Origin of the sequence: Streptomyces sp. enrichment culture (assembly GCF_964273145.1) — a bacterium.
Lineage (GTDB): Bacteria > Actinomycetota > Actinomycetes > Streptomycetales > Streptomycetaceae > Streptomyces.
On record NZ_OZ186873.1, the window covers coordinates 410,445 to 435,030 of the forward strand.

At 73.9% G+C, this 24,586-nt stretch carries 21 protein-coding genes; 13 read left to right on the forward strand and 8 right to left on the reverse strand.

Annotated features, from left to right (window positions below; translation table 11 throughout):
* The first annotated feature begins 88 nt into the window (after positions 1–88).
* The 4 genes from ACSU6Z_RS01885 (at position 89) to ACSU6Z_RS01900 (ending at position 4,362) form a co-directional block, all read left to right on the forward strand.
* Positions 89–1,819 (forward strand): IlvD/Edd family dehydratase, encoded by a 1,731-nt coding sequence (locus ACSU6Z_RS01885; RefSeq protein WP_437042208.1) that lies wholly within the window; start codon positions 89–91, stop codon positions 1,817–1,819.
* A 23-nt stretch (positions 1,820–1,842) separates the two neighbouring features.
* Complete coding sequence (locus tag ACSU6Z_RS01890; protein WP_437042210.1) at positions 1,843–2,850, forward strand: sugar kinase; 1,008 nt, start codon at positions 1,843–1,845, stop codon at positions 2,848–2,850.
* Positions 2,851–2,947: 97 nt separating this feature from the next.
* On the forward strand, positions 2,948–3,568 hold the full coding sequence (locus ACSU6Z_RS01895) for a bifunctional 4-hydroxy-2-oxoglutarate aldolase/2-dehydro-3-deoxy-phosphogluconate aldolase (RefSeq protein ID WP_437042212.1): 621 nt from the start codon (positions 2,948–2,950) through the stop codon (positions 3,566–3,568).
* Positions 3,569–3,615: 47 nt separating this feature from the next.
* Positions 3,616–4,362: a FadR/GntR family transcriptional regulator gene (locus tag ACSU6Z_RS01900; RefSeq protein ID WP_437042214.1), complete on the forward strand. Its 747-nt coding sequence runs from the start codon at positions 3,616–3,618 to the stop codon at positions 4,360–4,362.
* A gap of 98 nt (positions 4,363–4,460) precedes the next feature.
* Here the strand turns inward: ACSU6Z_RS01900 and ACSU6Z_RS01905 are convergent, their stop codons facing one another.
* Positions 4,461–4,736 (reverse strand): STAS domain-containing protein, encoded by a 276-nt coding sequence (locus tag ACSU6Z_RS01905; protein ID WP_437042215.1) that lies wholly within the window; start codon positions 4,734–4,736, stop codon positions 4,461–4,463.
* Between the two features lie 763 nt (positions 4,737–5,499).
* Here ACSU6Z_RS01905 and ACSU6Z_RS01910 point away from each other — a divergent pair.
* Positions 5,500–5,919 (forward strand): CBS domain-containing protein, encoded by a 420-nt coding sequence (locus ACSU6Z_RS01910; RefSeq protein WP_437042217.1) that lies wholly within the window; start codon positions 5,500–5,502, stop codon positions 5,917–5,919.
* 431 nt (positions 5,920–6,350) lie between these two features.
* Here the strand turns inward: ACSU6Z_RS01910 and ACSU6Z_RS01915 are convergent, their stop codons facing one another.
* Complete coding sequence (locus ACSU6Z_RS01915) at positions 6,351–6,746, reverse strand: Lrp/AsnC family transcriptional regulator (protein ID WP_437042219.1); 396 nt, start codon at positions 6,744–6,746, stop codon at positions 6,351–6,353.
* Between the two features lie 238 nt (positions 6,747–6,984).
* On the opposite strand from ACSU6Z_RS01915, the gene ACSU6Z_RS01920 reads away from it, so the two are divergent.
* From ACSU6Z_RS01920 to ACSU6Z_RS01930, 3 genes are all read left to right on the forward strand, one after another.
* Positions 6,985–7,497, forward strand: a complete 513-nt coding sequence (locus tag ACSU6Z_RS01920) for a DinB family protein (RefSeq protein WP_437042221.1) — start codon at positions 6,985–6,987, stop codon at positions 7,495–7,497.
* A 610-nt stretch (positions 7,498–8,107) separates the two neighbouring features.
* Positions 8,108–8,833: a dienelactone hydrolase family protein gene (locus tag ACSU6Z_RS01925; protein WP_437042223.1), complete on the forward strand. Its 726-nt coding sequence runs from the start codon at positions 8,108–8,110 to the stop codon at positions 8,831–8,833.
* A gap of 303 nt (positions 8,834–9,136) precedes the next feature.
* Positions 9,137–10,567 (forward strand): Gfo/Idh/MocA family protein, encoded by a 1,431-nt coding sequence (locus ACSU6Z_RS01930; RefSeq protein ID WP_437042224.1) that lies wholly within the window; start codon positions 9,137–9,139, stop codon positions 10,565–10,567.
* A gap of 454 nt (positions 10,568–11,021) precedes the next feature.
* Here ACSU6Z_RS01930 and ACSU6Z_RS01935 read toward each other — a convergent pair whose 3' ends face one another.
* From ACSU6Z_RS01935 to ACSU6Z_RS01945, 3 genes are all read right to left on the reverse strand, one after another.
* Positions 11,022–12,581, reverse strand: a complete 1,560-nt coding sequence (locus tag ACSU6Z_RS01935) for a GDSL-type esterase/lipase family protein (RefSeq protein ID WP_437042226.1) — start codon at positions 12,579–12,581, stop codon at positions 11,022–11,024.
* Positions 12,582–12,642: 61 nt separating this feature from the next.
* Complete coding sequence (locus ACSU6Z_RS01940; protein ID WP_437042228.1) at positions 12,643–14,595, reverse strand: rhamnogalacturonan lyase; 1,953 nt, start codon at positions 14,593–14,595, stop codon at positions 12,643–12,645.
* A 178-nt stretch (positions 14,596–14,773) separates the two neighbouring features.
* Entirely contained in the window at positions 14,774–15,181 is a 408-nt protein-coding gene (locus ACSU6Z_RS01945; protein WP_437042231.1) for a hypothetical protein, read from the reverse strand.
* Positions 15,182–16,628: 1,447 nt separating this feature from the next.
* Between ACSU6Z_RS01945 and dhaK the strand changes: the two genes are divergently transcribed.
* From dhaK to ACSU6Z_RS01960, 3 genes are read left to right on the forward strand one after another with little or no spacing between them, the layout of a single operon-like run.
* The gene (gene dhaK / locus ACSU6Z_RS01950; RefSeq protein WP_437042233.1) at positions 16,629–17,621 is read left to right on the forward strand and encodes a dihydroxyacetone kinase subunit DhaK; all 993 of its coding nucleotides are present in this window, start codon (positions 16,629–16,631) and stop codon (positions 17,619–17,621) included.
* Between the two features lie 50 nt (positions 17,622–17,671).
* The gene (dhaL, locus tag ACSU6Z_RS01955) at positions 17,672–18,271 is read left to right on the forward strand and encodes a dihydroxyacetone kinase subunit DhaL (RefSeq protein WP_437042235.1); all 600 of its coding nucleotides are present in this window, start codon (positions 17,672–17,674) and stop codon (positions 18,269–18,271) included.
* Positions 18,264–18,683 (forward strand): PTS-dependent dihydroxyacetone kinase phosphotransferase subunit DhaM, encoded by a 420-nt coding sequence (locus tag ACSU6Z_RS01960; RefSeq protein WP_437042236.1) that lies wholly within the window; start codon positions 18,264–18,266, stop codon positions 18,681–18,683. Before dhaL ends, ACSU6Z_RS01960 begins: the two co-directional genes overlap by 8 nt.
* 178 nt (positions 18,684–18,861) lie before the next feature.
* On the opposite strand, the gene ACSU6Z_RS01965 is transcribed toward ACSU6Z_RS01960, so the two are convergent.
* The gene (locus tag ACSU6Z_RS01965; protein WP_437042238.1) at positions 18,862–19,716 is read right to left on the reverse strand and encodes a glycoside hydrolase family 75 protein; all 855 of its coding nucleotides are present in this window, start codon (positions 19,714–19,716) and stop codon (positions 18,862–18,864) included.
* Positions 19,717–20,204: 488 nt separating this feature from the next.
* On the opposite strand from ACSU6Z_RS01965, the gene ACSU6Z_RS01970 reads away from it, so the two are divergent.
* Positions 20,205–21,149: a fibronectin type III domain-containing protein gene (locus ACSU6Z_RS01970; RefSeq protein ID WP_437050146.1), complete on the forward strand. Its 945-nt coding sequence runs from the start codon at positions 20,205–20,207 to the stop codon at positions 21,147–21,149.
* Between the two features lie 166 nt (positions 21,150–21,315).
* Complete coding sequence (locus ACSU6Z_RS01975; RefSeq protein ID WP_437042240.1) at positions 21,316–21,876, forward strand: hypothetical protein; 561 nt, start codon at positions 21,316–21,318, stop codon at positions 21,874–21,876.
* A gap of 26 nt (positions 21,877–21,902) precedes the next feature.
* On the opposite strand, the gene ACSU6Z_RS01980 is transcribed toward ACSU6Z_RS01975, so the two are convergent.
* Positions 21,903–22,454, reverse strand: a complete 552-nt coding sequence (locus ACSU6Z_RS01980; RefSeq protein WP_437042242.1) for a PadR family transcriptional regulator — start codon at positions 22,452–22,454, stop codon at positions 21,903–21,905.
* Positions 22,455–22,483: 29 nt separating this feature from the next.
* On the reverse strand, positions 22,484–24,499 hold the full coding sequence (locus ACSU6Z_RS01985) for an FAD-dependent oxidoreductase (protein ID WP_437042244.1): 2,016 nt from the start codon (positions 24,497–24,499) through the stop codon (positions 22,484–22,486).
* Between the last annotated feature and the right edge of the window lie 87 nt (positions 24,500–24,586).

Sequence of the window (24,586 nt, forward strand, 5' to 3'; positions counted from 1 at the left end):
ACGAGTTGGTCAAGTCGGTCGCGGCGGCCCTCGGATCACCGCTCCCGGCATCGGCCCCGACTCCGGCCCCGGCCCCGAAGGGAAGACCATGACCGGCACCACACCCCCGCCGCTGCGCAGCAGGAGCTGGTTCGGCGACGGCGGCAAGAACGGTTTCATCGCCCGGCACCATCTGCGCGCGATGGGCCGGGGCGGACACAACTTCGACGGCCGCCCCGTCATCGGCATCTGCAACAGCTTCTCCGAACTCACCCCCTGCAACGGGCATCTGCGACTGATCGCCGAAGCCGTCAAGCGGGGCGTGCTGCAAGCCGGCGGCTTCCCGCTGGAGTTCCCCGCGATGTCGCTGGGCGAGCCGTTCCTGCGGCCGACCTCGATGCTCTACCGCAACCTCGCCGCCATGGAGATCGAGGAGCAGATCCGCGCCAACCCGCTGGACGCCGTGGTCCTGCTCACCGGCTGCGACAAGACCACGCCCGCCGCGCTGATGGGCGCGGCCAGCGCCGGGGTCCCGGCGATCGTGTTCACCGGCGGGCCGATGCTCAACGGCCGGTTCCGGGGGCGTGCCGTCGGCTCGGGGACGGACATCTGGCGGATGACCGAGGAGCTGCGCGCGGGCACGGTGACGCAGGAGGAGTTCACCGAGTTCGAGAGTTCGCTGAACCGGTCGGCCGGCCACTGCATGACGATGGGCACCGCCTCGACCATGGCCTGCCTGGCGGAAGCCCTCGGCATGATGCTGCCCGGCGCCTCCGGGCTGCCCGCCGTCGACGCCCGGCGCGGCACCCTCGCCGAGGAGACCGGCATGCGGGCGGTGGAGCTGGCCGGTTCCGATCTGACGCCGGCCCGGATCATGACCCGGGCCGCCTTCGAGAACGCCGTGCGCGTCAACGCGGCGATCGGCGGTTCCACCAACGCCGTGGTGCACCTGCTGGCGATCGCGGGCCGGCTCGGCGTACCGCTCACGCTGGACGACTTCGACCGGCTCGGCGCCGAACTGCCGCTGCTGGTGGACCTGATGCCGTCGGGGCGCTTCCTGATGGAGGAGTTCGCCTACGCCGGCGGCCTGCCCGCGCTCGTCGACACCGTACGGGACCACCTGGACCCGGCCCCCGTGACCGTCACCGGCCGCACGCTGCTCGACAACTGCGCCGGGGCCCGGGTGCACGACCCGGCCGTCATCCGGCCGCTCACCGACCCGGTCCTGCCGGCCGGGACCGGCACCGCCGTCGTCCGCGGCAACCTCGCGCCCGACGGCGCGGTGATCAAGCAGTCCGCGGCCGAGCCCCGGCTGCTGTCCCACACCGGCCCGGCGCTGGTCTTCGACGCGCTGGAGGACTACCTGGCCGTCGCCGAGGACCCCGGCCTCGACGTCACCGCGGACACCGTGCTGATCGTGCGCAACACCGGGCCCAAGGGGTACCCCGGCATGCCGGAGGTCGGCAACCTGCCGCTGCCGAAGAAGCTGCTGGACGCCGGTGTACGGGACATGGTGCGGGTCTCGGACGCCCGGATGTCCGGCACCGCGTTCGGCGCGTGCGTGCTGCACGTGGCGCCGGAGGCGGCCGTGGGCGGGCCGCTGGCGCTGGTGCGCACCGGGGACCCGGTCCGGCTGGACGTGCCGGCGCGCCGGCTCGACGTGCTGCTGGACGACGCGGAACTGGAACGCCGCCGCGCGGCCTGGCGGCCGCCCGCCCCGGTCGCCGTACGCGGCTGGACCCGGCTGTACACCGAGCACGTGACGCAGGCGGACACCGGCGCCGATCTCGACTTCCTGGTGGGTGCGACCGACTCGGCGCCGCCGCGCCGGGCCTTCTGATCCGCGTGGGAGGGAGTTCCCCGATGAACGTCACGACAGGGTGTGGCGAGGGCCCGGTCGGCGGCCCGGCGCCCGAGGTGGTGACGTGCGGCGAGGCCATGCTGCTGATGGTGGCCGAACCGGGCGTCCCCCTCGACCGCGCCGTCGCCTTCCGCCGCTCCGTCGCGGGCGCCGAGAGCAACGTCGCGGCGGGACTGGCCCGCCTCGGCCACCGCGCCCGCTGGATCGGCCGGGTGGGCGACGACCCGGCGGGCCGGGCGGTGCTGTCCCAGCTCCGCGCCGACGGCATCGACGTCGCGTACGCGGACGTGGACGCGCAGGCGCCCACCGGGCTGCTGCTGCGGGACAGCCACCCCGCCCGCGCGATCGACGTGCAGTACTACCGTGCCGGTTCGGCCGCCTCGCGCCTGACCCCCGGGGCGCTGCGGCCCGAGATGGTGCAGGGCGCGCGCCTGGTCCACCTCACCGGCATCACCCCGATGCTGTCGCAGGACGCGCACCTGGCCACCGTACGGCTGATGGAGCTGGCCCGGGAGGCGGGCGCCGCCGTCTCGTTCGACCCGAACGTCCGGCTGCGCCTGGCGCCGCCCGACCGGTGGCGGGCCGTGGTCGCGCCCCTGCTGCACCGGGCCGACCTGGTGCTGGCCGGAGCCGACGAGCTGGACCTGCTGGACGGCGACGGCGGTCCCGGCGGGGCCGTGGAGCGGCTCCTCGCCTCGGGCGTCACGGGCGTCGTGGTCAAGCACCGCGACAAGTCGGCCTCGTACACCACCGCGGCGCGGACGTGGGGGCCGCAGCCCGCCCACCCCGTCCCCCTGGTCGACCCGGTGGGCGCCGGCGACGCGTTCGCCGCCGGTTTCCTGTCCGGATGGCTGCGAGACGTCCCGTACGACCGGGCGCTGGCGGAGGCCGCCGCCGTGGCGGCCCTGGCGGTCCAGTGCGTGAGCGACGTGGACGGGCTGCCCGACCGGGCGGGACTGGCACGGGCGCTGGCCGGTTTCGGCGGCGCCGGGGAGACGGTGCACCGCTGACGCCGGCCACCGGCGGTCCACCCACCTGTGCCCCCCCTTCGGGAGTCACCCCTCGTGAGTTCCCCTTCGAGGGTTTCCCCTTCGAGAACGGAGTGTCATGTACCGATGGGAGATCGTCCGAGCCGTCACCGCCCAGAGGGTGTTCGGCATCGTCCGCAGCGGCGGCGCGAAGGAGGCCGTCGCGGCGGCCGAGGCCGTGCTGGACGCCGGACTGCACGCGGTGGAGGTCGCCCTCACCACCCCTGGCGCGCTCACCGCCATCGCCCGCGTGTGCGAGACCCGTACCGGCGCGCTGGTCGGCGCGGGGACGGTGCTGGACGCGGCGGCGGCGCGGGCGGCGGTCGAGGCGGGGGCACGGTTCCTGGTGTCGCCGAGCCTGCATCCCGAGGTGATCCGCACCGGTCACCGCTACGGCGTCCCGGTGTTTCCCGGCGTGGCCACCCCGACCGAGATGGTGCGGGCGCTGGAGGAGGGCGCCGACGCGCTGAAGCTGTTCCCGGCCTCCGCGCTGCGGCCGTCCTGGCTCGCCGACGTACGGTCCGCGCTCCCCCAGGCACCGGTGATCCCGACCGGGGGTGTGACAATCGAGGACGCACCGGAGTGGATCGCGGCCGGGGCCGTGGCCTGCGGCATGGGTGCGGCGTTGACCTCGCGGGGAGCCGCGGCGGCCGGTGAACGGGTCGCCGCGCTGCTGGAGCGGCTGGCGGACGCCGGCTGACCGCCCGGGCCGGGCGCACACGGCCGGGGACGGCCGAGGACGGGAGAGTGGTGGAACTTCAGGGGCTGCACGGGCAGGTCGTCGACCGTATCGGCGAGGCCCTGGCCGACGACGAACGGCGGGCCGGCCGGGTGCTGCGCCTGGAGGACGTCCAGGCGCGGTACGGGGTGTCCCGGACCGTCGCGCGGGAGGCCGTGCGCGTGCTGGAGTCCAAGCGGGTGGTGCACAGCCGCCCCCGGGTGGGCATCACCGTCCGTCCGCTGCCGGAGTGGAACCTGTACGACCCCCAGGTCATCCGGTGGCGCCTGGCCACCTCGCAGCGGCGCGAGCAGCTGCGGGAGCTGGCGGAGCTGCGGGCGGCCGTCGAGCCGTCCGCCGCGGCCCTGGCGGCCCGGCGCGGCGACCCCGCGCTGCGCGAGACGCTGCTCGCGCACGCGAGGGCCATGTCCGGCGCCGGGCGGGACGGCGACATGAAGGGGTTCATCGCCGCGGACGCCGCCTTCCACCGCACGCTGCTGGCGGCGTCGGCCAACACCATGTTCGCCCAGCTCGCCGACGTGACGGAGGAGTTGCTCGTGGCGCGCGGAGAGCTGTCCTTGATGCCGGAGCGGGTGGAGGAGGCGGCGGTGCTCCGGCACGTGGAGGCGGCGCGGGCCGTCGCCGCGGGCGATGCGGCGGGGGCCGCCCAGTGCCTGCGGGTGATCCTCGACCACTCCCGGGGGGAGGTGGAACGGCTCCTGGACGGCGGGGCCGGGGACGACGGGCGGTCCGGGTCCTGCGCGTTCGGCCCGTGACCCGCGCGGGGCGGCGCGCTCACGAGGCTCGTCAGGCGGAGCGAGGGACGTGCCACGGCTCGGTTCGCCCGGGGAGCGGAGCTCCACCGGGCCACAGGTCAAGGGCCGTCCCGCAGAGCCGGGTGGGCGGTCAGGCCGGCCCTTCGCGCGGCGGTCCGGACGGCCGCGCCGATCTGGGCGAACAGCACGTCGACGCCGGCAAGGGGCAGGGTCTGCCGGATGCCCAGCAGGGCGTAGAGGCCGGCGGAGTCGCAGAAAGTGACACCCGACAGGTCCAGCACCAGCACACCGCCGGCGGAGCGAGCGGCGAGTGCGGTCAGTTCCTCGCGCAGTCCGGGGGCGGTGTCGGTGTCGAGTTCTCCGGCGAGGTACAACTCGAGCCTCGGCGGGAGGCGCCCCCCGCCTTTCTGACGCACCGACAGCCTCGTCGCCGGGGGCGTCTTTCGGGGCTCCTGCGGACGGGACGGCTCATCGCCGCCCGTCGGCACGGCGTCGGCTGTCTCGTCTCGTGGTGTGTGCTGGGGTGGCGGCATCGGCTTTCCGGGGACGGCTCGGCTGTAGGTGCCGACCAGGCTTCCCGGCGCTCCAGGAGGGCCGACGGCGTCCTCCACACCCTTAGCATTGCACAGAGCAAAGGTTGAGAACAAGCAAGCTTTGGGGGGCCTCGGTTCACCGGCGTACCCGCGTACTCCCGGTCAAGCCGCCGGATCCGGTCCCGGCGGCCCCGGGGCCGGACGGCGCAAAAGCGCCCGTGGGTTCGGCGGACCGCGCCGCAGGACGCGCATGGCCGCCGGCCGCCGGCGACGGAGGGGGTGGACGGCGAGGCGCGCGGCGTGGATGACGGCACGGAGGCGAACCGCTCCATGCCTGCGACGGCGGCACTCCCCGGTCGCCGGGGACGGGCAGGCCTCCGCGGGCAGAGGAGCAGGCCCGCGACGCCAGGGTGAGGTCGTGCACACGTTCACGTGGCGGACGGCCCTCGTGCCGGCGGCGGGGCGAGGGCCGGACACGGTGGGCGCGGCCGCGCTCCGGAGCCCGCGACAAGCACCTGTGAGGGCGAAGATCCCCGCCGTGCGTATGAGTGGCGCATGCCGGTGGTATCCGCTGGTGACACGTGTGTCGACGGAGGAGGACCAGGTGGTTCGACGGGTTCGCGAGGTCATGACCGAGCTGCCCCTCGGGGTGGGCCCGGGCACTGCGGTGCAGCAGGTCGCCACCGTGATGCGGGACGAGAACATCGGCGCCGTACTGGTGCTCGAGGGCGGCCGGCTGCGCGGGCTGGTCACCGACCGCGACCTGACCGTGCGCATCCTCGCCGACGGCGGCGACGTGACCGGCCGGACCGTGGGTGAGGCGTGCAGCGGCGATCTGGTCGCGGTCGCCCCCGACGACGACGTCGACCGGGCGGTGCATCTGATGCGCTCCAAGGAGCTGCGCCGGCTGCCGGTCGTCGACGACGGCCGGCCGGTCGGCATCGTCGCCCTGAGCGACCTGGTCGTCGAACGGGACCCCGATTCCGTCCTGGAGGACGTCGGTGCCGCCACCCCCGACCCGTGACAGGGCTGCCCCGGTCGCGGAGTGCGCCACGGGCCGCCCCGGTCGCGGAGTGCGCCACAAGCCGCCCCGCTCGGCCGCGTGGCCCTGCCCCGCACGGCACTCTCCGCACCCGGCCTGTGCGCCCTGTCCGTGAGGAGGCGATCGCGGCACGTGCCCGCTTCCGGTCGGGCCGGCGCACGGCGGACGCGTCGTACGTCCGCTGACGGGTCACCCGGGACAGCCGGGCGAGGTCCCGCCGGGCGGGCCCCTGGATCGGTCCATGCCGAGTTCAGCGGTGCCGCGGACGTGCCGGGGGTGAAGCACCGGCCGTCGGCGGGGACGGGGCGGGGGCTTCGCCGGGGGCGGCGGGGTCCCAGGGAGCGCCACTCCTGGGCCACGGTCGTGTCCGGCTCGTCGGCGTGCGGAGGTGGGTGGATGCCGTGCCGGTGCGTTCAGGCGGGGGAGGCCGGTGGTGGAAGTTCCCGTGACGGCCGCTCGGGCAGGGGCCGGGGGTGGACGGCCTGCTTCATCACGATGGCCGAGTCGAGGCTGCGCACTCCGGGCAGATGGATGAGCACCGATTCGTAGAGGCGCCGGCAGGACGGCAGGTCGGCGCTGGCCACGCGGATCAGGCAGTCCGGCTCGCCGAAGAGCCACTGGGCCTCGATGATCTCGGGAACGCCGGCGGGGGCCGCGTCGAACTCGGTGACCGCGTCGGGGCGGTTGAGCGTGGCGAAGACCAGGACCTCGAACCCGTGGCCCATGGCGGCGGCGTCGACCACGGCGCGATAGCGGCGGATGACCCCGGCCGCCTCCGGTTCCCGGACGCGGCGCTGGCGCCTGGACACGCTGAGCCGCACCCTGTCGGCCAGATCCGTAAGGGTGATCCGCCCCTCGGATCACAGGAGGGCAATGATTTTGCGGTCCACGGCATCCATGCGCGGAATCTGAGCCATTCGGAGCGCATTGAGGGCAAAACTCGCGAACGCTTTGCCGGTTGTCATGGTCAGTGCCGCACCAGGCAACGTTCGCCCCGTTGTGAGGTCCTGCCTGTCGACGGATTCGGCCGCTGGCGATAATCGACCGATGGCCATCATCGAACGCCCTATGCCGCCCCTGAACGCCGACGAGCGCACCACGCTCGAGAGCTGGCTCGACTTTCATCGCACCACCCTCGCCATGAAGTGCGAGGGCCTGGACGACGAGAAGGCCGCCGTCGCATCCGTGCCGCCGTCCGCCTTCACACTGACCGGCCTCGTCCAGCACATGGCGGAGGTGGAGCGGAACTGGTTCCGCCGAGTGCTCGCCGGAGAACAGGCCCCGCCCATCTACGACCCGCAGGCTGACCCCGATGGCCCCGACGGCGGCTTCGAGCTGGCCGAGGGCGCCACCCTCCGCGACGCTCTGGCCACCTGGCACGCGGAGATCGCCCGCGCCCGCGAGCACTGCGCCGACCGCGCTCTGACCGACACCGGCCGCTTCATGGGGCAGGACGTCAGCCTCCGCTGGATCTACGTCCACATGATCGAGGAGTACGCCCGCCACAACGGCCACGCCGACCTGCTCCGGGAACGCATCGACGGCACCACCGGCGTATAGCGCTTCCGGGTCGGGCAGTGTCGGCCCGGTCGACGACGGCGCGTGGGTGCCGGACATCGGCGTGGCGGTTTCGCCGGATGACGTAGCGGCGGATCATGCTGCCCTGTTCCTTGTGGCCGGCGTGGTCCGTGCCGTCGAGCGTGAAGCAGCGCAGGGCCGTGAACCGGGCCTCGATCCGGTTCGACCAGGAGGAGTTCGTCGGGGTGTAGGCGACTTCGACGTTGTTCGCCGCCGCCCAGGCGCCGACCCGCTGGCACTTCTTTGCGGTCAGGTGCGGGGAGAAATCGTCACAGACGATGGCGATCCGCACCTCCGTCGGGCAGAGCGTGCGAAGGTAGCGGCAGAACTCCAGGAATCGAGTGCGCTTCCTGACCGGCTCGATGTGGCCGTAGAGCTCGTCCTTGGCCGGGTCCGTCAGTGAGCCTGTGAACAAACCCCGTCCGCGAGCAGCGGCGTCCGGTGCGCCCGCCCTTCGGGCGGGCGACGGTTTGTTCGCAGGCCCACTGATGGACCGCTGACGGGGTGGTTCCGGAATACGCCGGAGACCTGCCTTCCGCCGGCAGCGGAACACCGGCCCGACAGGGCTTGACCATCACTACAGTCCAGGCTCATGGCGACGGTTACCACGCGCACGATCGAATACGCGGCCGACGGCCTGCCGATGATCGGGCACCTCGCGCTCCCGGCCGGTGTCGACCGTCGGCCCGCGGTCCTGGTCGGGCCCGAGGGGGTGGGGCTCAGCGACGTCGAGCGCCGCCGGGCCGATGCGCTCGCCGAGCTGGGATACGTGGCCCTGGCCTTCGACCTCCACGGCGGGCGCTATCTGGGCGACCCTGAGGAGATGCTGGCCCGTTGCATGCCGCTGCTCGCCGACCCCGACCGGATGCGAGGCATCGGCCACGCGGCGCTCGACGTGCTCCGCGCCGAGCCGCGGACCGACCCGGACCGGATCGCCGCCGTCGGCTATGGCACCGGGGGCGCAATCGCGCTGGAACTCGGGCGCGACGGCGTGGACCTGCGCGCGATCGCGACAATCAACGGACTGGCCACGGGCCGACCGGGCGAGACGGCACGCATTCACTGCCCGGTGTGGGCCGGGGTCGGATCGGAAGACCCGATCATGCCGCCCGCGCAACGGGACGCGTTCACCGCCGAGATGCAGGCTGCGGGCGTCGACTGGCGCCTCGTGGTCTACGGCGGCGCCTTGCACGCCTTCCATCACCCACCGGTCGACCACATCGTGCTTCCCGGGGTCGGTCATCACCCTCAGCACGCCCAGCGAGCTTGGCGGGACGTTGTCGACCTGCTCGCCGAGTGCCTGCCCATAACGGAGTGATCCGGCCGGCAACCACGATCCCGGACCGCAAACCAAGCCGGCCGGCCGGCGCATCACCACGACCGGCGGCAAGTGAATCCGGCCCGCTCCCCGTCACGCACGAAGGGAAGAGACATGCCGTTCCGGCGCACGGGCCGTCCGGTGGCGCGCGCTCATGGCCATCGTCCTGGCAGCGGCCCGGGCCTTCCTCGAGGAGACCGCGGACAAGATCTACCCGACCGGAGGCTGACCGTTCCCCTCCCCACACCGCCTGCGCGCGTCACCTGCGGCACCTTCACCGCACCAGCCACCTTGGAGTCACGCATGCCCACAGGTTCCGCCCCCTTCCCTCATCCCGGCCCCCGGCAGGAACGCGGGAACAGCCCGCTCCGCTACGCCGTGTACGGCACCGGACACCGCGCCTCGATGTACATCGAGGCGATACTCCACGACTTCCCCGACGTGGCCCGGCCCGTCGCCTGGTGCGACCCCAACGACACTCGTATGAGCCACTACACCGCCCTGGCCCGGGCGGCCGGGCACACACCGGCCCACTACCACCCCGACCGGCTCGAGGCGATGCTCCGGCGGGAGCGGGTCGACGTCCTCATCGTCTGCTCCCCCGACCACACGCACGCCGCCGCCGTCGGCACGGCCCTGCGCGCCGGTGTCGACGTCGTCTGCGAGAAACCGCTCACCACCGACGAGGCCGGCCTGCGCGCCATCCGGGAAGCGGGGAACGCCTCCGGAGCCCGGCTCACCGTCACGTTCAACTACCGTTACTCGCCCAGGAACTCGGCCCTGAAGAAGGTCATCGCCGGCGGTGCGGTCGGGAAGGTCCTCTCCGTCCACTTCGAGTGGCTCCTGGACACGGTGCACGGGGCGGACTACTTCCGGCGCTGGCACCGGCGGAAGGCCTTCTCCGGAGGGCTCGCCGTGCACAAGGCCACCCACCACTTCGACCTGGTCAACTGGTGGCTCGACGACATCCCCGAAACGGTCCACGCCCTGGGCGGCCTGCGGTTCTACGGCGACCGGGGCGCGGGGCGACCGGCAGGACCGCGCCCGTCCCTGGGCCGGGACGCCGCCGCGGACGACCCCTACGGCTTCGACATGTCCGGTGACGCCCACCTGCGCGGCCTCTACCTCGACGCCGAGGCGGAGGACGGATACCTGCGCGACCGCGACGTCTTCGACCGGGACATCGACATCGAGGACACCCTCAGCGTTCTCGTCGGCTACCGCGGCGGCTGCTCCATGACCTATTCCCTGACCGCTCACAGCCCCTGGGAGGGCTACCGCGTCAGCGTCAACGGATCCCGCGGCCGGGCCGAACTGGAGGTGGTCGAGCGCGCCCACGTGGCGTCGGGAGCGGCGTCGGACCTGCTCGCCTGGCGCACCGACCGACCGGACGGAACACCTCCCACCCGCGCGTCGCGCCCCGCCGTCGACCCGGGCGTCGCCCCCGGCTCCGGTGGGACCACCGGCGCCCGCACCGAAGGCAGCCGCCTGGTCGTCCAGCGGCACTGGGACATCGCGCGTGAGATCCCCATCGAGGAGAGGGGCGGAGGACACGGGGGCGGCGACGACCTGCTGCTCGTCGATGTCTTCCGCGGCCCCGGGGAGGACCCGCTCCGCAGGCGAGCGGGTTACGAGGACGGGCTGCGCAGCGTCGCCGTCGGTGTCGCCGTCAACGAGAGCCTGCGCACGGGACGGCCGGTGCGCGTCCACGGCACGCAAGCCGATCAGGGCTGACGGGACCGGCCCCGCACAGGGACACCGGCCAGGGCCGGGGGCGAGGTCCGGCCCCTCCTCGCGTTCCGCGACCACCGTGGTCACGGCGGCGGAGAAGACGGGCCTCCCCCGGCCGGCCCCCTTCGAGGCGTCGGCAACACGCGCGCGCAAGCCCGGTCCCGAGCAGCGGGGGACGGCCCGCGGCACGCTCCTGCGGGCCGTCCCTGCCGGCAAGGAGATCGCGGAGGAGCGCGTCCGCCGCGGCACGCGGGACCGGACCATCGTGCACCCGGTCCGATCGGCTCACGATCCGGCACCGAGGACCGGGCACCTGCCGAGCCGGGGGCCGGCTGCCGGGGGCGGCCCGGCGATCGGCCGCTCGGACGCCGCCGCGTTCGCGCACCGGTCACCGCGCGGCGCCGCCCTGCCCCCGCGGTCACCGGCTGAATCCCCGCCGGCCGGGCGGCGTCTTCGCTCAGCGCGGCCGGGGGAGGTCGGCGATCCTGGTGATTTCCAGACCGTTGAGGTGGGCCGTCTGTCCGGAGACCACGAGACTGAGCCGCCCGTCGTCCACCACGACATCGCCGAAGGTGCGTGTGACCACGGAACGGCTGCCGGCCAGTTCCCCGCGGTCGATGCCCTCGACGGACAGGTTCGTCCGCGCCGAACCGAGCGGATCGCCGACGTGGGCGGTCACCGCGTACACGCCGTCGGGAACGTCCGCCGAGAACTCGTACCGCCCGCCGAACAGCGCCACGAAGTCACGCCGCAGGGCGTCCAGGGCACCGCCGCGGTCGCGGCTGATCATTCCGGTGGTGTCGGTGAAACCGTAACCGCGCCCGTCGGTGTGGAGCGTCTGCGGGGTGACCTCGGTGAAGCCCTCGTGCACCGGGCTGCCGGGCGGACCGAAGTCGTACCTCTCCACGGGCACGCGTGTGGTGACCCGCAGGGTGCGCGAGGGCGCCGACGCGCCCGCCCCGTTGACGGCGATCACGCGTAGTTCGTACGTGGTTCCCTCCCGCAGGCCGGACAGGTCGGCCACGGGGAGGGTGGAGGTCGCCGCCAGGGTGAACTCGGCTCCCTCGACGTGTCTCTCCCTCCTCTGGATCCGGTAGATGTCGGCGCCCCGGACCGCCTTCCAGGTCAGCCTCGCCCCCTCGTTGGTCACGGTCCGGGCCGCCAGGGCGGTCGGCCTCTTCGGAGCCCCGGTGGGCGGCAGGGCGTCGACGACGTGCCGGGCCAGCGGCGTGTCCAGCCGGGAGACGTCCCGGGCGACCAGCCGGGCCATCTGGATCGCGCCGTACTCCTGGAAGTGCGTGTCGTCCGTCGTGCCGTTCGGGCGGTTCGGGTACACCCCGGCCGGGACGTGCAGGAAGACGGACTTCGCCTCCTCCGGGCCGATCGTGTCGAGATAGGCGCGGCTGGAGGCCGAGAGGTCGACCAGCGGTACGTGCTCCTCGGCGGCCACCTCCCTCGCCGCCTCGACGTACTCGGGGAAGGAGACGTTGAACTCGCCCGTCGTGCTGTTGTAGGAGCGTCGCGAGACGGGGGTGACGACGACGGGGACGGCGCCGCGTTCCCGTGCGCCGCCGATGTAGTCGTCGCGGAGGAGCTCCTTGTAGTCCTCGGGCGAGGTGTAGCGCTCGGGGATGCCGACGGAGGCGTCGTTGTGACCGAACTGGACGAAGAGGTAGTCGCCCGGCTCCGTCTTGTCCAGGATCGCGTCGAGCCGCCCCTGTTCGACGAAGGTGCGTGAGCTCCGGCCGCCGATGGCGTGGTTCTCCACCACCACGTCGTCGGACAGGTGGCGGTCGAGCATCTGGCCCCAGCCCGCCTGGGGAGCGTAGTACGGGTCGTAGCTCTGCACCGTGGAATCACCGGCGAGGTAGACCGTGATCCCGTCGTCCGTCACGGCCGAGGCGGGGGACGCCGGCAGGGCGGCCGCCGCGCACAACGCCGTGGCCGCCACGGCGAGGGACGCCATGCGTCTGCGCCGTCCGCGTGATACGGCCGGTGCGGGAGCGGTGCGCTTCATCGGTGACTCCTTCGTGCTGGCGGTGGGTTGCCCTTGCGCCGGGCCGGGCGGCGCGCGCCGGTCATCGGGTGTAGCGGATCGCGGGCCGGACCGGCCGTTTCATGTCCTCGCCGATGAAGTAGCCGGGCCACGGCGGCTGGTTGTAGGCCACGTTCTGCCAGGCCACTCCGAGGCGGTACTGCGGATCGTGCATCAGGGTGCGCAGGCGCAGCTCCGTCCCGGCGGTCGTGGTGTGGATCCGCAGCGCCGAGTCGTCCTGGGCCCGGTAGATCACTTCCTCGCGCCAGTCGCCGTACAGGTCGGCCTGGAGGACGGGGTTTCCCTTGGTGCCGTTGTCGGTGTACACCCCTTCGGGCCGGAAGACGGTGTGCTGGGTGCCGGTCCTCCAGTCCCACTCGGCGACGTACGGCCGGCCCGCCGGGTCGTTCGCCTCGTCGAAGTCGTGGTCGAGGATCTCCCGCAGCGGGTCGCCGTCCCACCAGATCATGTGGTTGGCCGACGGGATGGACGTGCCCAGCAGTGTGCCGTCGGCCGCCCTCAGCTCGCCCTCGCGCGAGTTCCAGGCACCGGTCGCGGTGACCGCCCAGCCTTCCGCGCCCGGGTGGGTGGGGTCGATGTCGCCGGCTGCCGCGCGCCCGATGTCCCTGGTCGCGGGCATGCCGTAGAGGATCTCGCCGGTGGCCGCGGCCCGGAACGTCGCCCCGCGGTTGCCCGAGGCCGACATCGACTCGTGGGCGGCGAAGACCTCCAGGCCGGGGCGGCCCGGGTCCAGGTCGGAGACGTGCAGGGCGTCGCCGTGGCCCAGTTTCGTGTTGTGGAGCGGTGTTCCGTCGTCGTCCACGGTGAGCGAGCCGTAGACGATCTCGTCCCTGGAGTCGCCGTCCACGTCCGCGACCGCCAGGTTGTGGTTGCCCTGCCCCTCGTACTCCTTGCCCAGCGCGTCGGAGTCGAACGCCCAGCGCCGGTGCAGCCGTTCGCCGTCGAAGTCGAAGGCGGTCAGGGTGGTGCGGGTGTAGTAGCCGCGGGCGAAGACGACCGAGGGGTGCGCGCCGTCCAGGTAGGCGACGCCGGCCAGGAAGCGGTCGGCGCGGTTGCCGTAGCAGTCGCCCCAGGCGCAGGTGTCGCCCCGCCCCGGTACGTAGTCCACGGTGTCGATCGCCGCCCCGGTCCGGCCGTCGAAGACCGTCAGGTACTCCGGGCCGGACAGTACGTAACCGCTGCTGTTGCGGTGGTCGGCCGCCGCGTCGCCTATCACGGTGCCGGTGCCGTCCACCGTGCCGTCGGCCGTCTTCACCGTCACCTCGGAACGGCCGTCGCCGTCGAGGTCGTAGACCATCAGCTGGGTGTAGTGCGCCCCGGCGCGGATGTTGCGGCCCAGGTCGATCCGCCACAACTGCTCACCGTCGAGGGTGTACGCGTCGATGTAGACGTTCCCGGTGTAACCGCTGCGGGAGTTGTCCTGGGAGTTGCTCGGGTCCCACTTCTGGACGATCTCGTACCGGCCGTCGCCGTCGAGGTCGCCGACGCTCGCGTCGTTGAGGCGGTAGGTGTACGGCTTCCCGGCCGGCGTGACGCCACCCGCCGGCCGGTTGACCGGTATCTCCCTGTACGGCCGGGACCAGACGCCGAACCGGTCGGTGCGCTCGGCGACCCGGCCGCCGCGCAGGACCTCGACCCGGTAGACCGAGTCGGCGGTGCCGTGCGGGTCGGTGAGGCTGGTCGCGCCGCGCACCGGCGTGCGGGTGATGCGGTGGCCGTCGCGGTAGACGTGGAAGGCGACGCCGTCCGGGTCCAGGCCGAGCATCCGCCAGCCGACGAAGACCCCGTCCTCGGTCCGTACGGCGACCGGTGCCCGGTCGAGGTGCTCCATCTGGCGCAGCGTGCGGCCGGGCCGGTCGTCGCCGGAAGCCGAGGCGGGACCGGCGAGCACGCCGGCGGCGAGGGTCAGGACGGCGAGGCAGACGGCGACCGGTCCGCGGCGGGGCCGGCCGGTCGTGCTGGTTCTCCTGCCCATGCGGGACTCCTTGTCTCTCGGTGCGCACGGAGCGCGGAATCGGAACGTCGGGGCCACCGCGCGCACAGACTCCCCGCCGGACGGGGAACGGCCGGTGCGGGCGTCCCCGTCGACCGGGACCGGGCAGCGGAGGTGGCTTCGGTGCATCGGCGGGCTCGCCCGGCCCGCCCGGGCACGGTCAGGTCCCCATGGCCCCGGCTCCTGTGGCGGGGGCCTCCTCCGGTGGCACTCCCGGTTCCGGGTCCTCGACGAGGACGGGCTGCCCGGACGGCATCGACCGGTTCGCCGCGACGCCGACGGCCACGGCACGCACACCGTCGGGGTGACCCGCCGGGCGGCCGGGGGGATCCGCTCGCAAGCGCAGGTCGCGCCGGAAGACGTCCATGAGGAGAGGGGCGTCCCCTCCCCCGTGGCCGCCGATCCCGTCGGGGACGACCACTTCCTCCGCGCGGCTCCGGTGCTTCTGCGCGGCGAGGCGCTCCTCGACCGGGCGGACCGGGTCGACAGCGGGTGTCCCGCGCGTGGCGGAGGGGTCGAGGACGACGCCGCCCTCACCGTCGAGCCGGGCCGGCGGCGGCACCGGCACGCGGCGCCGGCGAGGGTGTCGTCGGGTTCTGGTCCACGAGCTGCGCTCGGGCACGGCACCTCTGGCTTTCGTCGGTTCCGGAGGGAGCGGGGCGCGAAGGCAGCGACCCGTGCGCTCGACGGGCTGCCGCCGATCGGGGACGGCCGTGCGCCGGGCGTCGGTCCGGACATGCCGCGTCCCCCTGGGTCACCCAATGCGGAGAAATCGCTTTCCGTGAAAGCTAAGCCTCGTTTGAGTCCCCTGTCGAGAGGGGTGACACCAGAAATGACACGACCTTCCACGTGAAGGTTCTGCTGATAAATGCACCTATATGCGCTTCAATGCAAGGCATGTTCCACCTCAGGCCTTATGAAGCAAGGAAAAATCACGCCGATACCCCAGGATATTCAACGCCGCATCACTGCGAACCTATGGCGCTCATCGATTGAAGTCGGCACCCGTAGCGGACTCCGAAGAAAGCGATTGCCGAGCGTGCGGCACATGAAGGCACCGCGTACGGACGGGTGACGGCCGACGCCTGTCGTGACGCGACCCGGCCCCTGGATCGGCTCGGTGGAGGAACGAAGCACGTGAACCGGATGCCGCGTGCCTTGCTCGCCGGCGACTCGGTGGTCGCCGTCCGCCCGGCGCGAGACGCCCGTGTCCGGCCGGGCCCTACCCGGAGCGGCCCTGATGTCGATCCCCGGCGATGACCGCCGGGACGGCATCGCGCCACTCGCGGACCGGTGGTCCGGCGCTGCCCCGGGTGCCGTAGGAGCCGGTGACGTCCCGCGGCCGGCCCTCACCACGGGCCTCGAAGGCTCCTGGCACCCAGCCCGTCCCCCACCGGTCGGCAAAAACCGCCCCGGACAGCCCTCGGGCGTCGAGAACGCGGGCGGCCCCCGGCGGGCACAGACGCACACGCTCGACCTCCGGGCCGGGACAGCCTGATCGCATCGGCATCGCGGTCTTCCCGCTGTCGTTCCCCCGGCGGGGGCGCTCGTCCCCGGACCGAACGTCACGTTCGGGGACTCGTCCCGCTCGCCCGCATCCCGCGCGACGGCACCGAAGGCCCTGAAGTCCTCGGCTCACAGCCGCGCCGGGCACATGGCGGTCCCCCGAAGGCGGGGCTGCGCCGCCCCGGGCGCAACCGGGAGGAACCGCCTCGAGCGCCCCACTTGTGCGCGGCTTCCACGCGGATCACGGAACGATCGTCATGACGCGCGGGGTGGAACCGGGCCGGCCCGCCGTTGATCGCCCCTCCGTCGCCGCCCGGGGCACCGGCAGCGTGACCATCGCCGCCGCAGGGACGATACTGCCGTCAACAGAAGCTGCAGCCGTCCACAACCGATCGCACGCAAGACCTGACGGGCCGTCTCCGGTGTCGGCATCGGATCGGCGTCAGTACCGTCGGGGCCCGCACAACGCGGACGCAGGGCCCGCCTGCCCATCTCTTCAGGAGGTACCCGTGAGGATGCTCATCAACGTGCCGGAGACCGTCGTCGCCGACGCCCTGCGGGGTATGGCCGCCGCCCATCCCGAGCTGGCCGTGGACGTGGAGAACCGGGTGATCGTGCGGCGGGACGCGCCGGTGGCGGGGAAGGTGGCCCTGGTGTCCGGCGGCGGCTCGGGGCACGAACCGCTGCACGGGGGGTTCGTGGGGCCCGGGATGCTCTCGGCGGCCTGCCCCGGTGAGGTGTTCACCTCACCGGTGCCGGACCAGATGGTGCGGGCCGCGGCGGCCGTGGACAGCGGCGCCGGCGTGCTGTTCGTCGTGAAGAACTACACCGGTGACGTCCTGAACTTCGACATGGCCGCGGAGCTGGCCGAGGACGAGGGCATCCAGGTCGCCAAGGTGCTCGTCGACGACGACGTGGCGGTGCGGGACAGCCTGTACACGGCCGGGCGGCGCGGCACGGGCGCGACGCTGTTCGTGGAGAAGATCGCGGGCGCGGCGGCGGAGGAGGGGCAGTCGCTGGAGCGGGTGGAGGCGATCGGCCGGCAGGTCAACGACAGCTCGCGCAGCTTCGGTGTCGCGCTCGGCGCCTGCACCACTCCGGCGAAGGGCAGCCCCACCTTCGACCTGCCGCCCGGCGAACTGGAACTGGGCATCGGCATCCACGGCGAGCCCGGCCGCGAGCGGCGGCCGATGATGACCGCGGGTGAGATCGCCGACGCCGCCGTCGATGCGATCCTGCAGGACTTCACCCCGCGCAATCCCGTCCTGCTCCTGGTCAACGGCATGGGCGCGACTCCCCTGCTGGAGCTGTACGGCTTCCACGCCGAGGTGCAGCGGGTGCTCGGGGAACGGGGCGTCGCCGTCGCCCGCGTCCTCGTCGGCAACTACGTCACCTCCCTGGACATGGCGGGGGCCTCGGTGACCCTCTGCCAGATCGACGAGGAACTGCTGCGGCTGTGGGACGCGCCGGTGAGGACTCCGGGCCTGCGGTGGGGCATGTGAGGGCGGAACGGGGAAGGGATCACACAACACCTACCAGGCAAGGGGATCCAGTGCTCGACACCGACTTCTTCCGCCGTTGGATGACGGCGGCCGCCGCCTCGGTCGACCGCGAGGCGGAACACCTCACCGCCCTCGACTCACCCATCGGCGACGCCGACCACGGCAGCAACCTCCAGCGCGGGTTCCGGGCCGTGACGGCCGTGCTGGAGAAGGAGGCGCCCGGCACGCCCGGCGCGGTCCTGATGCTGGCCGGACGGCAGCTGGTGTCGACGGTCGGCGGCGCCTCGGGGCCCTTGTACGGGACGCTTCTGCGGCGCGCGGGCAAGGCGCTCGGGGACGCCGGCGAGGTGAGCGGGGAGCAGCTGGCCGAGGCGCTGCGGACGGGGGTGGAGGCGGTGATGACGCTGGGTGGTGCGGCACCGGGCGACAAGACCATGATCGACGCGCTGGTGCCCGCCGTGGACGCGCTGCGCGACTCCTTCGCCGCCGCCCGCACGGCCGCCGAGGAGGGCGCCCTGGCGACGACGCCGCTGCGGGCCCGCAAGGGCAGGGCGAGTTATCTCGGGGAACGCAGCATCGGGCACCAGGACCCGGGGGCCACCTCGGCGGCACTGCTCGTGGGCGCGCTCGCGGAGGTTGCCGGTGAGTGACGGGGAGCACGAGAAGGTGGTCGGGGTCGTGCTGGTGTCGCACAGCGCGCAGGTCGCCGAGTCGGTGGCCGAACTGGCGAAGGCGCTGTCGGGGGCGGGCACCGCGGTGCCGGTCGCCCCGGCCGGCGGGACCGAGAGCGGCGGGTTCGGCACCAGCGCCGAACTGATCGCGGCCGCCGCGGCGTCGGTCGACCGGGGCGCCGGGGTCGCCGTCCTCACCGATCTCGGCAGCGCGGTGCTCACCGTCAAGGCGCTGCTCGCCGAGGGCGACGAACTCCCGCCGGACACACACCTGGTGGACGCCCCCTTCGTCGAGGGGGCGGTGGCCGCGGTCGTCACGGCGGCCACCGGCGCGGACCTCGCGGCGGTGGAGGCGGCGGCTTCGGAGGCGTACGCGTACCGGAAGGCGTGAGGGGGCGCGGCCCGGCGGTGTGCGGCCACCCCGCGTCCGCCCCCCCCTCGTACGTCCGTCAGGCGAGCCCCTCCGTCGCGACGGAGGGGCTCGAGCGCGGGGTGGCCACCGGTTCGGTCCGGGCCGCCGCGGGGCCGGCGGCAGGCGGTCGCGCCGGTGGGAGGGCGGGCCGGGCCCCTCAGTCCCCACGGGCGAACAGCCTGGCCAGCCTCTCCCCGGTCCGCGTCGCGGCGGCCCGGTCCTCGATGGGCTCGACGCGGCTGTCCCTGAAGACGATGTAGGTCACGTCGGAGGACGTGCCGCCGGTGCGCGGGTCGGGGTCGATGCCGAGGGCCTCGGCGGCGGCGTAGGAGGCCTCGCCGATGATGTCGCGCGGTCCGGTGTCGCCGACGACCGCGTACCGGACCCGGTCGCCGTGGACGACGGCCGCGACCGATCCGCCGTGGACGCCGTGGGCGCGGTGGTTCCAGATGCGGCCGGCGGCGGGCACCACGACGTAGGGGAGGCGTTCGGCGTCGAGCGGGCGGCCGTCGGAGCGGGTGTAGGCCGTGGCGGCAACGTAGGAGGGGTCGGTGCGGCGGTTGCAGCGGGGGCCGGGCCGGCCGTCGCAGTCGATGTCCATGTCGGCCTTCCAGAAGACGGCGTCGCGGGTGCCGCAGACCGGGATGTCCGCCGGTGTCCCGGCGTCGCTGCGGTAGCGTCCGCGCGAGACGGGCGCGCACTCGCGCACCTTGTCCAGCAGTTCGGCGGCGCGGACGGCTCCCTCGCGCTTCTCGTCCGGCTCCACTCGGTCCGCTCCCGCCCGGTCCGGCTCCGCTCGGGCGGGTTTCGCGCGATCCGGCCTCGCGCGATCCGGCCTCGCCCGCATCGGTTCCGCACGGTCGGGCCCCGTGCCCATCGGCCCCGTACGCGCCGGCTCCGCGCGGACCTGGGGGCGGGGGTGCTGCTGCGGCCACGGCGGGGTCGTGGCCGTCGTCGTAGGGGCGAGCAGGGCGGCCCCGGCCGCCACCAGGGTCAACGACTGGACACGCACGATGAGGGCATCTCCCAAGGGGGCAATTCGGGCATTTCGCCCAAATCTGGCTCCGGAACGATCACGTGTCCAGCATCCGGGGCCAGACGGCGTACACCCCCGTGCCGCTCGACGCGTGGCCGGGCGACCCATGCCCGTACCGGCTCCGGCCGCCCGGCCACCCGCGCAGGCGCGGCGTCGACGACGACAGCGGTCCGCGCCACCGGCCCGAACTCCCCGGCCCTCTCGGGGTCTTCGGCCGTACGGGACTTCAGCATACGCAACTCCCGCGCGAGGCCACCAACGACGACCCCCTTGATGTGACCGCGCCAATACCGCCATATTGGTCCGGACCATTACCGCCGCGCCGTTCCGGGAGGGCTGCCGTGCGAGGCGTTCTCGCTGCCGACGTTCCCGATGTACCCGACGTGCCCGCCGCCCCCGGCACTCCCGGCGGACCCTCCGCCTCCCCGGCTCCGTCCGCCCCCGCCACCCGGTTCCGCCGGGCGCTGCTCTGCTCGGCGCTCACGCTGGTCGCCTCCTGCGGCTGGGGCGCGGGCGCCGACGGGCCGGAGGGCCGGCTGCCGGGGGCACCGGCGGGAGTCACCGCCGAGGCGGGCAGCGCGACCAGCGTGCACGTGATGTGGAACGCGACCGCGGGGGCCGAGCGGTACGAGGTGTACCGCGGCGCCACGAAGGTGGAAGAGGTACCCGGCTCCACACGCATGGTGGACGTGACCCGGCTCCGGCCGTCGACGACGTACGTCTTCACGGTGCGGGCGCGTGACGCCGACGGGCGGCTCGGGCCGCGCAGCCGCGAGGCCCGGGCCACGACGCCCGCGGTGGTCGCGGCCGACCGTTCGGCGCCGACGCGCCCGGGGCGGGTCCGGGGCCGGGCGGACGGCGGCCGGGCGGTCCGGCTGTCCTGGTCGGCGGCGCGGGACGACCGGGGCGTGGTGTCGTACGAGATCCACCAGGACGGCACCAAGGTCCACGGCGTGGGCGGCGGGCGGACGGCGACCGTCGTGACGGGGCTGCGGCCCGGCACCCGGTACTCCTTCACCGTCCGGGCCCGGGACGCGGCCGGCAACCTCTCCCCCGCCGGTACCGCCGTCCGCCTCACCACGCCCGGAACCGGCGACGGACGGGCCACCGCCCCGACGGGGCTGCGCGCGAGCAGCCACCGGGCCGACGGCGCGTACCACATCGATCTCACCTGGACCCCGCCACGCACGGACGGGGTGGTCACCGAGTACCAGATCCACCTCGACGGGCGGCCGGCCACGTCGCTGGTGTTCGGCGCGGCCGCCCCGCGCGACCGGGCCGCGTACAGCTTCTACGCCGGGCGGGAGGCCGGCGTCACCCACCGGGTGCGGCTGCGGGCCAGACTGCCCGACGGCACGTGGGGCGGGTTCTCGGCGGAACGGACGGTGACCACGGGAGGCACCCGGTGAGGCCTCCGTCCGCCGGCGGGCGCGACGCGTCACCTGCCCGGTCGCGCCCGGCATGCGGAACGGGCCGCGGCCCGGTTGGCTGCCTGTGAGGCAGCACGGGCGTTTCCCGATCCGGCGGCGCAAGGGACGTACCGCCGACCGTGCCGCCGGAGGGCAGGCACTCCGCATGCGCATCTCCACGCCACTTCTCCGCACGGGCCCGGCCGTGGCCGCCGCGCTGTCCTTCGCCCTGGCCACGGGGCCGGCCGCCGCGGCTTCCGGGATCTCCGTGAGCACGAGCGGTTCGACGGTCTCGGTCACGACGAGCGCCTGTGGCCGGATCAACGGCAGCTGGGGCACCGCGTCCCTGCTCGACAGCCGCCAGACGAGCTTCGCCCAAGGGCGCCAGGTGGCGCTGTCGGGGACCGGCGCCGCTCAGACCGCCGCGTGGTCGAACCTCGGCGCGGGCACGTACACGGTCATCGTGCTGTGCTCGAACAACACCACCGCCGGCACCCAGGCGGTGATCGTCACCCCGGCGCCCTCGCCGTCCCCCACCGCCTCCCCCACCCGGTCGGCGTCCCCGCCGGTCTCCGCCTCCCCGTCGCGCGGGACCCTGGGCGGGGTCGGCGGGGCCGTGCGGGATTACGGCACCGCCACGCTGATGGCGGGCAGCGCCCTGGTCGGGTCCGGGGTCATCGCCGCGGCCTGGTTCCTGCGCCGCCGTTCGAAGCCGTACCGCTTCTGAGGGGCCGCCGCGGCCGGGGCGGGGGCTCAGGCCGGTTCGCGGCCGGGCAGCTCGGCGAACTCGGCCAGGGCGTGGCGCAGCCACCGCGTCCAGAACGTCTCCAGGTCGATGCCCGCCCGCAGCACCAGGTGCCGCAGCCGGTCCTCGGGGCCGTCCTTCTCGGGCGGGAAGTCGCGCCGCTCGATCTCCTCGTACTCGGCCAGCTGCCGCTCGTGCAGCTCCAGGTGGCGCCGCAGGTCGGCCTCCAGGCCCGCGGTGCCGACCACGGCCGCGGCCCGCAGCCGCAGCGGCAGCGGGTCCCGCATGGGCCTGGGGTCCTGGGCGGCGGCGGTCCAGCGGGCCAGTTCGGCGCGGCCCGCGGGCAGGACCTCGTAGCTCTTCCTCTGCCCGCGGGCCGGCTGCTCGGCCGGCAGGGCGCGGATGAGGCCGCCGGCCTCCAGCCGCCCCAGCTCGCGATAGATCTGCTGGTGCGTCGCCGACCAGAAGTAGCCGATCGACTTGTCGAACCGGCGGGTCAGCTCCAGCCCCGACGACGGTCTTTCGAGCAGGGCGGTGAGGATCGCGTGCGGGAGTGACATGGAGTCATCCTAGGGACGGGCCCAGGGCGTCACAGGGCCGCCGCCAGCTCGGTGCCCTGCTTGACGGCGCGCTTGGCGTCCAGTTCGGCGGCGACGTCGGCGCCGCCGATCAGGTGCGCGGCGCGCCCGGCGGCGAGCAGTTCCTCGTACAGTCCGCGGCGCGGCTCCTGGCCGGTGCACAGGACGATCGTGTCGACCTCCAGCACCGTGCTCCGCCCGTCGACGGTGAAGTGCAGTCCGGCGTCGTCGATGCGGTCGTAGCGGACGCCGGGGACCATGGTGACGCCGCGGCGCCTGAGTTCGGTGCGGTGGATCCAGCCGGTGGTCCTGCCCAGGCCCGCGCCGACCTTGGTGGTCCTGCGCTGGAGCAGGTGGACGGTGCGCGGCGGGACGGGCCGCTCGGGGGCGGTGAGGCCGCCGGGCCCGGTGTAGCGCGGGTCCACGCCCCAGCGGCGGAAGTACGTCCCGGGGTCCTCGTGCGCCCTGTCGCCGCCGTCGGTGAGGTACTCGGCGACGTCGAAGCCGATGCCGCCCGCGCCGAGGATCGCGACGCGGTCGCCGACGGGGGCGCCGTCGCGCAGGACGTCGAGGTAGCCGAGGACGCTCGGGTGGTCGACGCCGGGGATGTCGGGGACGCGGGGGGTGACGCCGGTGGCGACGACGACCTCGTCGTAGCCGTCCAGGTCGGCGGCGGTCACGGGCGTGTCCAGCCGTACGTCGACGCCCTCCTCCCGCAGCCGCGTGCGGAAGTAGCGCAGCGTCTCGTCGAACTCCTGCTTGCCGGGAACCCTGCGGGCGACGTCGAGCTGGCCGCCGATCTCGCTCGCGGCGTCGAACAGGGTGACCGTGTGGCCGCGTTCGGCGGCGGTGACGGCGCAGGCCAGTCCGGCCGGGCCGGCGCCGACGACCGCGACGCGCTTGCGCCGCCGGGCCGGGGAGGGCACCAGCTCGGTCTCGTGGCAGGCGCGCGGGTTGACCAGGCAGGAGGTGATCTGCCCGCTGAAGGTGTGGTCGAGGCAGGCCTGGTTGCAGCCGATGCAGGTGTTGATCGCCTCGGGGCGCCCGGCGGCGGCCTTGGCGACGAAGTCGGGGTCGGCGAGCATCGGGCGGGCCACGGACACCATGTCGGCGTACCCCTCGGCGAGCAACCGCTCGGCGAGTTCGGGGGTGTTGATGCGGTTGGTGGTGACGAGCGGGACCGACACCTCGCCCATGAGCCGCTTGGTCACCCAGGTGTAGGCGCCGCGCGGTACGGAGGTGGCGATGGTGGGGATGCGGGCCTCGTGCCAGCCGATGCCGGTGTTGATGATCGTGGCTCCGGCGGCCTCGACGGCCCGGGCGAGCCCGATCACCTCGTCGAGGGTCGAGCCGTCCGGCACGAGGTCCAGCATGGACAGCCGGTAGACGACGATGAAGTCCTCGCCGACGGCCTCGCGGACCCGGCGGACGATCTCGACGGGGAAGCGCACGCGGTTCTCGTGGGAGCCGCCCCAGCGGTCGGTGCGGTGGTTGGTCCGCGCGGCGGTGAACTCGTTGATCAGGTAACCCTCGGAGCCCATGATCTCCACGCCGTCGTAACCGGCCGCGCGGGCGAGGCGGGCGGTGCGGGCGTAGTCGTCGATCGTCCGCTCGACCTCGGCGCCGGTCAGCTCGCGGGGCACGTGGGGGCTGATCGGGGCCTGAAGAGGGCTCGGGGCGACCAGGTCGCGGTGGTAGGCGTACCGGCCGAAGTGGAGGATCTGCAGGGCGATGCGCCCGCCCTCGCGGTGCACGGCCCCGGTGACGGTCCGGTGCCGCTCGGCCTCCGCCTCGGTGGTGAGCTTGGCGCCGCCCTCGTACGGCCGGCCCTCCTCGTTGGGCGCGATGCCGCCGGTGACGATCAGGCCCACTCCCCCGCGCGCGCGGGCGGCGTAGAAGGCGGCCATGCGCTCGAAGCCGCGCTCGGCCTCCTCCAGGCCGGTGTGCATGGAGCCCATGAGGACCCGGTTGGGCAGGGTGGTGAAGCCCAGGTGGAGCGGGCTCAGCAGGTGGGGGTAGCGGCTCATCGGGCCCTCCGTGCACGGTGTGGTGCCTCTGTTGTAGAGGACCCCCGCCGCTTTTTGCAACTAGTTGCACAAACGGCGTGCGCACGG